Annotated in this window: 9 protein-coding genes; all 9 read left to right on the top strand. The window is 34.0% G+C overall.

The features are described 5' to 3' along the window. The first annotated feature begins 58 nt into the window (after positions 1-58). The 9 genes from wzy (at position 59) to galE (ending at position 9,848) form a co-directional block, all read left to right on the top strand. Positions 59-1,441 carry an O-antigen polysaccharide polymerase Wzy gene (wzy, locus tag J582_RS23735; protein ID WP_031952045.1) on the top strand — a complete coding sequence of 461 codons (1,383 nt, stop codon included), beginning with the start codon at positions 59-61 and terminating at the stop codon, positions 1,439-1,441. A 4-nt stretch (positions 1,442-1,445) separates the two neighbouring features. After that, a complete protein-coding gene (locus tag J582_RS23730; protein WP_000142497.1) occupies positions 1,446-2,387 on the top strand; it encodes a glycosyltransferase family 2 protein in 942 nt (313 codons plus the stop codon). A 3-nt stretch (positions 2,388-2,390) separates the two neighbouring features. Next, positions 2,391-3,425, top strand: a complete 1,035-nt coding sequence (locus J582_RS23725) for a glycosyltransferase family 4 protein (RefSeq protein ID WP_031952047.1) — start codon at positions 2,391-2,393, stop codon at positions 3,423-3,425. Positions 3,426-3,431: 6 nt separating this feature from the next. Continuing rightward, complete coding sequence (locus J582_RS23720) at positions 3,432-4,259, top strand: glycosyltransferase (RefSeq protein WP_032048745.1); 828 nt, start codon at positions 3,432-3,434, stop codon at positions 4,257-4,259. 12 nt (positions 4,260-4,271) lie between these two features. Next, positions 4,272-4,892, top strand: a complete 621-nt coding sequence (locus J582_RS0105355) for a sugar transferase (RefSeq protein WP_032048743.1) — start codon at positions 4,272-4,274, stop codon at positions 4,890-4,892. 24 nt (positions 4,893-4,916) lie between these two features. Beyond that, positions 4,917-5,792 (top strand): UTP--glucose-1-phosphate uridylyltransferase GalU, encoded by an 876-nt coding sequence (gene galU, locus J582_RS23715; protein WP_031952053.1) that lies wholly within the window; start codon positions 4,917-4,919, stop codon positions 5,790-5,792. Positions 5,793-5,906: 114 nt separating this feature from the next. Beyond that, positions 5,907-7,169: a nucleotide sugar dehydrogenase gene (locus tag J582_RS23710; RefSeq protein ID WP_031952056.1), complete on the top strand. Its 1,263-nt coding sequence runs from the start codon at positions 5,907-5,909 to the stop codon at positions 7,167-7,169. After that, positions 7,166-8,836: a glucose-6-phosphate isomerase gene (pgi, locus tag J582_RS23705; protein ID WP_032048742.1), complete on the top strand. Its 1,671-nt coding sequence runs from the start codon at positions 7,166-7,168 to the stop codon at positions 8,834-8,836. The genes J582_RS23710 and pgi overlap by 4 nt, the downstream gene beginning before the upstream one ends. Continuing rightward, entirely contained in the window at positions 8,829-9,848 is a 1,020-nt protein-coding gene (galE, locus tag J582_RS23700; RefSeq protein WP_032048741.1) for a UDP-glucose 4-epimerase GalE, read from the top strand. Before pgi ends, galE begins: the two co-directional genes overlap by 8 nt. The last annotated feature ends 108 nt before the right edge of the window (positions 9,849-9,956 follow it).

The following is a 9,956-nucleotide window of genomic DNA, read 5'->3' as shown; positions in this document are numbered from 1 at the left end:
TAAACTCTCAAAAAAATCTAAATTATTAAAGTTAAAAAAGAAATGGGTGTGAAAGAATATGGATATGGTTTTTAAAAATAATAAAATAATAGCAACTGTAATTTTTTTAACATTTAATATTGTTTGTATTTTATTTTACTTTTTTGGAATTTTTAATGACTTAAGTGATAGCTTCTATCATAAGTTTTGTGAATTTTTATATATATTAAACTTTGCCCTAATCCCCTTTTTGTTTTATATTTATAGGGTGAAAATATTTTCTCCTCAAGGCTTGTTTTATATATCAAGTTGTTTGTTTGCTTTAGGTAGAGTTTTTTTAAGTTTTTTTGGTTTATATCGAGATTACTATGAATTGTATTGGGGGCAGCTTTTTTATTTTAATAATTTAGATTTTTTTGAGAGTTTAATTTTTTGGCAATTATCGTTATCTTCTTTTATATTAGGTAGCTTGATTTTTTCTACTCGGTTAGAGTTTAATATACAATTAAGCAATTTGAATTATAAAAAAACATTTTATATTTTAAACTTTTTAAGTGCAACTATACTTTTTATTTTATGGTTTCCAATATCCTATGAAATGATTTCAATGTTTATGGTAGCTGGTTATGAAGGGTTGTATACAGGTCAGGCGGATTATAGTTTTGGTGCTCAACGTATAGCAAGTTTACTTCTCCCTATAATGGTAGCAACCGGTGTTTTATGCAATAATAAAAGAAGTTTATATTTTTCTTTATTTATTCTGTTTTTGTATATATTAGTAAATCTATTTGTTGGTCAAAGAGCACTTTTATTTGTTTGGGTATTAATTTGTTTATGGATGTATAATTTAATAACAAAAAGAGTTTTACCTTTTTTTAAAATTTCATTACTGGGTATTTCTTTAATGATTTTTGCACAATTTTTAGAAAGCTTTAGAGGAGGTCGAAGCGACTTTGGTTTAGAAAATCCTCTATCAAAATTTATTTATGTACAAAGTCTAACTTATATATTGCCATCAATAGTAAATAGTTTACATGCAGAATGGCCTCCATTGACTTATGTAACAATGTTTTTTCCTGTAGCTGGTTTGTTTTCATCGTTAGGTTTAGTGACAGGAAGCCAAAATTATAATTCAGGCGCTTTTTTTGCTTATACATTAAATAACTCTTTATTTGATAATGGGTTTGGTTTAGGGTGGTCTGTTTTTTTAGACTTGTATATTTTAAGTGGACGTAATTATTTGTTATTAAGTTTTTTTTCTTTTATATTAGGATTAGTTTTTTGTTATTTAATAGAAAAATCTAAAAAAAATGTATTGTTTTTATACGTATTATTGTCTTCGCTTCCTGCTTTTATGTTCGCACCACGGAGTTTGATGTATTCTATTAGTTCTGGTTTAATTTATTCATTTGTCTGTTTCCTCCTTATTTTTATTTTTGTTATTGTTATTAAAAAGAGATAGTTAAATGACTTTTGAGCAGCCTTTAATAAGTGTTTTGATTCCAGTTTACAATGTTGAAGCTTTTGTTAAAGAAGCAGTCTTTTCAATTTGTAATCAAACATATAAAAATATTGAAATAATAGTAGTTGATGACTGCTCTACTGATAATACATACAATATAGTTGCTGAATTAGCTATGATTGATCCAAGAATTAGACTTTATAAAAATGATAAAAACTTAAAAATAGTAAAAACTTTAAATTTCGCATTAGAACAGGCAAAAGGAGAATTCATTGCAAGAATGGATGGCGATGACATAAGTACGCCAGAAAGACTAGAAAAACAGTTAGAATTTTTGTTAAAAAATCCTCAATATTATTTAGTGGGTTGTCATGTTAATACTATAGACCCTAATAATAGAATAATTGGTAAGCAAGAAATGCCAATCAATGATAATATTATTAATAAAACAATAAAGTATAGTTCGCCAGTTCTACATATTTGGTTAGCTAAGCGAGAAGTCTATACTAAACTTAAAGGATATAGAGAAATTCCTGGTGCTGAAGACTATGATTTTTTATTAAGAATGCATTCATTAGGTTTACTCTTTACTAATCTAAATAGTTATGAATATTCAGTTCGTATTCGTGACGGGAATACTACCTCTACAATTGGTTTTAATCAGAGATTGATGTCAAATTATGTGCTTGATCTATATGAGATGAGGCTAAAAACTGGAAAAGATGATTTTAGTGAATTGAATGTTTCACAATATTTAGAAAAATATTCTAAATATAAAGCGGATTTTGATCAGTCAAATATTTTTTTAAAATCTGCATTTATGGCAAAGGCTGATAAAAAGTTTTTGAAAATGTTATTTTTTATAGGCTTATGCGTCATGAAATCCAGATTTCAATTGCAATATCTTTTAAAGCGATTGGTTTTTAAAATAATTACGATAGGCTAAGCTATGAAAATTCTTTTTGTAATTAATTCTTTAAAGAACAAATCTGGAACTGAACGTGTTGCCATTGAACTGGCAAACAAATTATCACTCATGGCTAATTATGATGTTACTCTCTTAAATAGAGAGTCGATTAAAAATAATACAGCTTATCCAGTTTCTGATAATGTAAATGTAGTGGCAATATCAGGTAATTTCTTTGAATTTTATAAAAAATTAAAGATACATATTTCTCTTCATTCTTATGATATGGTGATTGTACATAATATGGGTAAGTTATCTTTATTATGTTCTCTTTTACCTAAAATCAAAAAATTGGTTACATTAGAGCATGTCTCTTTTGTTAGTCGGCCGAAAAAAGTTCAAATCTTAAGTAAATTCTTTTACAAGTGGGTTGATCAGGTTGTTACCTTAACCCAAAAGGATAAAGAACAATTTGATAAATTTCATTCTAAAGTTATTGTTATTCCCAATTTTTCACCCTTCCCTATTGTCTCAGAATCTCCGCTGAGTAGTAAACAAATTGTAACCATAGGTCGTTTAACCGATCAGAAAAATTATCTTCATTTATTGAAAGCTTGGAAAAAAATATATCAAATGATACCAGAGTGGCACCTTAATATTTATGGTGAAGGTGAACACAAAAAAATGCTACAAGATTATATTGAGGAGAACTCTCTACAGCGCGTGATTTTGAAAGGAAGTACATCAAATGTGCAAGAGGTATATAGACAATCAGACTTTTTTGTAATGTCGTCTAAGTATGAAGGTTTACCTATGGTTTTAGTAGAGGCGCAGAGTTTCGGGTTACCGATTGTTTCTTATGATTGTCCTTTTGGACCAAGTGATGTTATTCAAAATCATAAAAATGGCTTGTTGGTTGAGAACCAAAATATTGAGGCATTGGCAGATGCGATTTTACAACTTGCTTCTTCTCCAGATATGTTGGCGCAATTCTCACAAAATTCATTGATCAATGCTAAAAAATATCAGCCTGAACAGATCTTAAAAGTTTGGATTGAAAAGGTTTTGGAAGGTTAAAATTGTATGTTTTCGGTTCTATTATCTCTATATCATAAAGAAAAACCTGAATATCTAGAAAAGTGTTTTGAAAGCATTTGGGATAATCAGAGCTTGAAGCCAAGTGAAATAGTTTTAGTTTTAGATGGACCTATTGGAGAGCAACTCACAACTTCTGTACAGGAGTGGCAAGTTAAAATCGGTGAAAAACTAAAAGTAGTTGCGTTACCGGAAAACGTAGGGCTTGGTAAGGCATTAAATGAAGGGCTAAAACAGTGTAGTGTTGATTGGGTTTTTCGTATGGATACTGATGATATTTGTACATCTGATCGTTTTGAAAAACAACTTGCTTTCATAAAACAAAACCCCGATGTTGTTTTGTTTAGTTCTCAAGTAATGGAATTTAATCAAGATATTACTGATGCCGATGTAATCAAGTCTGTGCCTTTAACACATGACGAGATTAAAAAATTTGCACAAAAACGTTGTCCCTTTAACCATATGACCGTCGTGTACAAGCGTGATGTTATTTTATCTCTCGGAGGTTATCAGCATCATTTATTTATGGAAGACTACAACTTATGGTTACGTGTAATTGGGAATAATTATAAAGTTGCGAACTTACCTGACGTCCTTCTATATGCTCGTGTTGGTAATGGTATGCATGCACGACGAAAAGGTTTCCAATATATTAAAAGTGAAAAACAGTTACTAGATTTAAAAAAACAACTAAAGTTACAAAATCCTGTATATGCTAATATGCTGTTTCTGATACGGTCTGCGTTTAGACTGTTGCCAGCAAATATGCTAGGTAAAATTTATAATACCTTTCTTCGTAAAGATATTAAAAAATGAGTGAATGAAAATATGAAACGTTTAGTAGACATAGTCATTTCTTTAATAGCTCTAATCGTACTGTCGCCAATATTTCTGATAGTTGCTTATAAGGTCCGTAAAAATTTAGGTTCACCCATATTCTTTTATCAAGAAAGACCTGGGAAGGACGGAAAATTATTTAAAATGATTAAGTTCCGTTCGATGAAGGATGCTTTTGATGCGCAGGGGAATCCATTGCCAGATGAGGCTCGTATTACTCCATTTGGGCAGAAGTTGCGTTCTACTAGCTTAGATGAAATGCCACAGCTTATTAATGTCTTAAAAGGTGATATGAGTGTGGTGGGTCCTCGTCCAATGTTAAAAGACTTTGTCGCTTTATATTCACCAGAACAAGCACGTCGCTTAGAAGTACGTCCTGGAATGACTGGTTTAGCTCAGGTCAGTGGACGTAATGAACTGGATTATGAAGAACGGTTTAAATGTGACGTTTGGTATGTAGACAATCATAGTGTTTGGGTTGATTTTAAAATCATGTTTAAAACAGTCAAAGTGATGTTAAGACGCGAAGGTATTAATGCACCAGGACATGTAGGACCATCTTTATTTAAAGGTAATGACGTCCAAGAAAATGTCGACTCATCTGTAAAGTAAATTTTATATCTTGAAATATTTCTTATGATCAAAAAAGCAGTTTTACCAGTAGCCGGTTTAGGAACGCGTTTTTTACCTGCAAGTAAGTCAATTCCAAAGGAAATGGTTACCGTTGTTGATCGCCCAGCTATTGAATATGTAGTGCGTGAAGCGGTGGAAGCAGGAATTGAACAGATTATTTTAGTGACTCACTCTTCAAAAGCTTCGATTGAAAATTATTTTGATCGAAACTTTGAATTAGAAACAATATTAAATGAAAAGAAGAAATTGGATTTGCTTGCAGAGATTACGCAAATTGTTCCTTCTCATGTGAGTGTTGTGAGTGTACGACAACCTCAACCTCTAGGCTTAGGGCATGCTGTTTTATGTGCGAAAAGTGTAGTAGGACAAGATGATTTTGCTGTGCTATTACCAGATGTATTAGTGAAAGATAGTTCGGGGCAGAATGATTTATCGCGTATGATTTCTCGTTATGATGAAAGTAACGCGGCACAGATAATGGTAGAAGCTGTGCCTGATCACTTGGTAGATCAATATGGTATTGTTGATGTTGCACAGAGCCCAAATGAAGGCGAAAGCATTGCTATGCAGGGTATTGTTGAAAAACCTGCTGTAGGTTCTGCACCGTCTAATTTATCTGTTGTTGGTCGCTACGTTTTACCTGCAAGAATTATGGAACTACTCGAAAATACACCAAAAGGTGCGGGTAATGAAATTCAACTAACAGATGCAATTGCGATGCTGCAACAGACTGATGTAGTTGAAGCCTATCGTATGCAAGGTCAAACCTTTGACTGTGGTAGTAAGCTTGGTTATTTAAAAGCTGTTCTACACTATGGTGTTGAACATCCTAAATTAGGAAATGATTTTAAACAGTTGATTCAAGAACTTAAATTATAAATTTTGTAGCTCAACTTAAGTATTTGTAAAAAATAATGAATATGTGAGCTGTTCAATATATTCTCTTCCCATAATGGGAAGAGAATTCTATAGAATATTAAAATCAGGTGTACAATGAAAATCGCGGTATTTGGAACCACCTTGCACGCCGGTGTAATGGCAGCGTTACTAGCTGAATATGGTAATCAGATCTATTGGTGTACAAGTGTCACCTGTGAAGAAAATATATCTGTACTTTCATATCAAGATCAAGAAGTTAATCATTATTTAAATAAACAAAGAAAGGCAGGTTTTTTAACAGAAAGTCCTTTTTCTCAAATTCCTTTAGATATTGAAGTTTATTTATTTTGTTTTAGCCCGACACAAATAGAACTTGCGTTAAAAACGGTTGAGAAGTTAAGTGAACGTCCAATTGTTCATCCAAGGTTAATGGTTAATGGCTCAACTTTTGGTTTACATGGTACAGAAAAATTAAAGCAACATTTACCTAAAGACGAGTGGGTCTATTTCCCTGACGTGATTCAAGAGGGTAATGCGATTAATAGTGTACTCAATGTAAAACATGTCATTGTTGGTGTTGAATCAAGCTATGCTCAAGACATAATGCAAGAGTTATTACGTCCATTTTTCCGTTTTAGTTATCAATATTTATTTATGCCGATTTTAGATGCCGAATTTACTAAGCTCAGCATTTCAGGCATGTTGGCGACTAGAATTAGTTATATGAATGATCTTGCTCTAGTTGCGGAAAAGTTAGGTATTGATATTGCCAATGTAAAGCATGGCATTGCTGCAGATACACGTATTGGCGCAGCTTATTTATCAGCAGGTGTTGGATTTGGCGGTGAAAATTTTTCACATGATATTTTAACACTCTCCAGTACGGTTTCTGAAACAGGTGCGAAAAGCCGTCTTCTAGAACAAGTATGGGCGATTAATGAACAACAAAAAGAAATTTTATTCCGTAAATTATGGAACTATTATCATTGTGACTTGAGTGGAAAAACTGTTGCGATTTGGGGGGCTTCATTTAAAGAGAACACTCCAAGCACACATAACTCACCTATTCATATCTTATTGGCTGCTTTATGGGCCCAAGGTGTAAAAGTACGGTTACATGATCCGCAAGCTCTTGATGAAATTGCAGCTTTATATGGCAGTCGAGAAGACCTGATTTTATGCGCTGATCAATATGAAGCAGCACAAGGAGCACATGCTTTATGCTTAGTCACGGCATGGAAGCAGTATTGGAGTCCTGACTTTAAACAGTTACAACAATTGATGCAGCATCCTCTTATTTTGGATGGGCGTAATATTTATGATCCAGCATATGTGAAATCTAAAGGTTTTGCTTATGAAGGAGTAGGTCGATTATGAGTAAATCTATCGAGAAGTTTCCCAAAGAGCTAGTTTCCCCTATCGCGCAGCTTCATTCTTTGGTTGAGAAAAATTCAAATTTACATATAAAAGAATTATTTGCATCAGAGCCCGATCGATTTCAGCAATATTCTGTAAAGTTCGATCAACTGGTTTTTGATTATAGTAAGCACCGTGTGACTAAAAGTGTGTTAGAGCAATTGGTGGCTTTAGCAAAAACTAAACAATTGACTCACTGGATTGAACGATTATTTTCTCAAGATAAAGTCAACTGTACCGAACAGCGTGCTGCAATGCATTGGGCTTTACGTTTACCATTAGAATATTCTAAATTTCCGGAATTAACTGAAAAGGTCCATAGCCAATTGCAGCGTATGTTTGCGTTGGTTGAAAAAATCCATGCTGGACAATACCGTGGCGCCACAGGTGAAGTCATTCAAGATGTCGTTAATATTGGGGTAGGGGGATCTGATTTAGGCCCTCAAATGGTGACCCATGCATTATCGGATTTTAAAGTAAAAACAGCTAAACCACTCAATGTTCATTTCGTATCAACAATGGATGGTAGCCAGTTGTCGGACCTCCTGCATCAACTACGTCCAGAAACGACTTTATTTATTATTTCTTCGAAGTCATTTGGCACTATTGATACTTTATCCAATGCACAAACTGTTCGACAGTGGCTTGAGAAAGCGTTAGGGAAACACGAACGCGTGGTAAAAAGCCATTTTATTGGTGTTTCTACAAAAGCTAACAAAATGTCAGAGTGGGGGATTGCTCCTGAAAATCAATTATTACTTTGGGATTGGGTTGGTGGACGTTATTCCCTCTGGTCGTGTATTGGGTTACCTATCGCATTGTCAGTTGGGGTTGAAGGTTTCCAACAGCTTTTAGCTGGTGCGCATGCTGTTGATGAGCATTTCCAAAATACAAGTTTTGAGCAGAACATACCTGTGCTTATGGCATTATTAGGCGTCTGGAATAATAACTTTTTAAATATTCAGACCCATGCTGTATTACCTTATGATGGCCGTTTAAAATATTTTGCAGCTTATTTGCAACAGCTCGAAATGGAGTCTAATGGTAAATCGGTACAACGTGGTGGACAAAAAGTTGAATTAGATACTTGCCCAATTGTATGGGGTGAAGTTGGGCCAAATGCTCAACATGCCTTTTATCAGTTACTCCATCAAGGAACTCAGGCAGTAAGTTGTGATTTTATTGCCCCTATACAACGTTACAATGCAGATCATTTTACTTATGTAGAAAATGCTGAAGCATTAGTTGAGCAACATCATCTTGCACTTTCAAACTGTTTAGCACAGTCACGTTTATTGGCTTTTGGTAACGAAGCTCTAGATACAAAAGAACTGGAGAGTTTGCCTATTTATAAGCAATATGAAGGAAACCAGCCAAGTTCAACATTACTTTTAAAAGAGCTTAATCCTTATAGTTTAGGAATGTTGATTGCTTTATATGAGCATAAAGTATTTGTTCAGTCTGTAATTTGGAACATTAACCCGTTTGATCAATGGGGAGTTGAAAAAGGTAAACAGATTGCTGACCAGTTACTCCCGATTTTAAATGGTGCCCAAAATGATCTTTCAGCACTCGATGCTTCAACGCGTGGCTTGATTAAAATTTTATTAGGAAAAATAGATGGCTAAAATTCTGGTTACTGGTGGTGCAGGCTATATTGGTTCACATACTTGCGTAGAGCTTTTGAATGCAGGTCATGAAGTCATTGCTTTTGATAATCTTTCAAATAGTTCAGAAGAGTCTTTAAATAGAGTTCAGGAACTCACTCAAAAAAGTTTAACTTTTGTACAGGGGGATATCCGGAATGCAGATGACCTTGATCGCGTATTTCAAAATCATACAATTGATGCAGTGATCCATTTCGCAGGTTTAAAAGCAGTTGGTGAAAGCCAAGAAAAACCGCTTATTTATTTCGACAATAATATTACAGGTAGTATTCAACTGGTTAAGGCAATGGAGAAAGCAGGTGTCTATACACTTGTGTTTAGCTCATCTGCAACAGTATATGATGAAGCGAATACTTCCCCACTAAATGAAGAAATGCCTACAGGTATGCCTAGTAATAATTACGGTTACACTAAATTAATCGTTGAGCAATTATTACAAAAGTTGTCTGTTTCTAATTCTAAATGGTCGATTGCGTTACTGCGTTATTTTAATCCAGTAGGTGCACATAAAAGTGGTCGTATTGGTGAAGACCCACAAGGTATTCCAAATAATTTAATGCCTTACGTTACACAGGTTGCTGTTGGTCGCCGTGAAAAATTATCTATTTATGGCAATGACTATGACACAGTAGATGGGACAGGTGTACGTGATTATATCCATGTTGTTGACTTAGCGAATGCGCATTTATGCGCTCTCAATAACCGTTTAAAAGCGCAAGGTTGCCGTGCATGGAATATTGGCACAGGGAATGGGTCATCGGTATTACAAGTTAAAAATACCTTTGAACAGGTGAATGGTGTAGCTGTAGCTTTTGAATTTTCACCACGTCGAGCGGGTGATGTAGCCACTTCTTTTGCCGATAATGCGCGTGCTGTTGCTGAGCTGGGTTGGAAACCGCAATATGGTTTAGAAGATATGTTAAAAGATAGTTGGAATTGGCAAAAACAAAATCCGACAGGATATAAAAATTGATTATTTAATTTTTCTAAATATCAGTTACCTATCTTTATTGAATTGAGATAAAGCTCTTTTCTAAAAAGAGGCTACAGTTGTAGTGACTACTTTCATGCTAGTATTCGC

The organism is Acinetobacter sp. 1566109, assembly GCF_000582255.1.
Classification (GTDB): domain Bacteria; phylum Pseudomonadota; class Gammaproteobacteria; order Pseudomonadales; family Moraxellaceae; genus Acinetobacter; species Acinetobacter nosocomialis.
The sequence above is the reverse complement of the archived record's forward strand: the minus strand, read 5'-3'. Positions and strand labels throughout refer to the sequence as shown.

Coding starts and splice junctions, on each gene's coding strand:
- J582_RS23725 (WP_031952047.1), top strand. CDS start 2,391: ATGAAAATTCTTTTTGTAATTAATTCTTTAAAGAACAAATCTGGAACT.
- pgi (WP_032048742.1), top strand. CDS start 7,166: ATGAGTAAATCTATCGAGAAGTTTCCCAAAGAGCTAGTTTCCCCTATC.
- galU (WP_031952053.1), top strand. CDS start 4,917: ATGATCAAAAAAGCAGTTTTACCAGTAGCCGGTTTAGGAACGCGTTTT.
- J582_RS23710 (WP_031952056.1), top strand. CDS start 5,907: ATGAAAATCGCGGTATTTGGAACCACCTTGCACGCCGGTGTAATGGCA.
- J582_RS0105355 (WP_032048743.1), top strand. CDS start 4,272: ATGAAACGTTTAGTAGACATAGTCATTTCTTTAATAGCTCTAATCGTA.
- wzy (WP_031952045.1), top strand. CDS start 59: ATGGATATGGTTTTTAAAAATAATAAAATAATAGCAACTGTAATTTTT.
- J582_RS23730 (WP_000142497.1), top strand. CDS start 1,446: ATGACTTTTGAGCAGCCTTTAATAAGTGTTTTGATTCCAGTTTACAAT.
- galE (WP_032048741.1), top strand. CDS start 8,829: ATGGCTAAAATTCTGGTTACTGGTGGTGCAGGCTATATTGGTTCACAT.
- J582_RS23720 (WP_032048745.1), top strand. CDS start 3,432: ATGTTTTCGGTTCTATTATCTCTATATCATAAAGAAAAACCTGAATAT.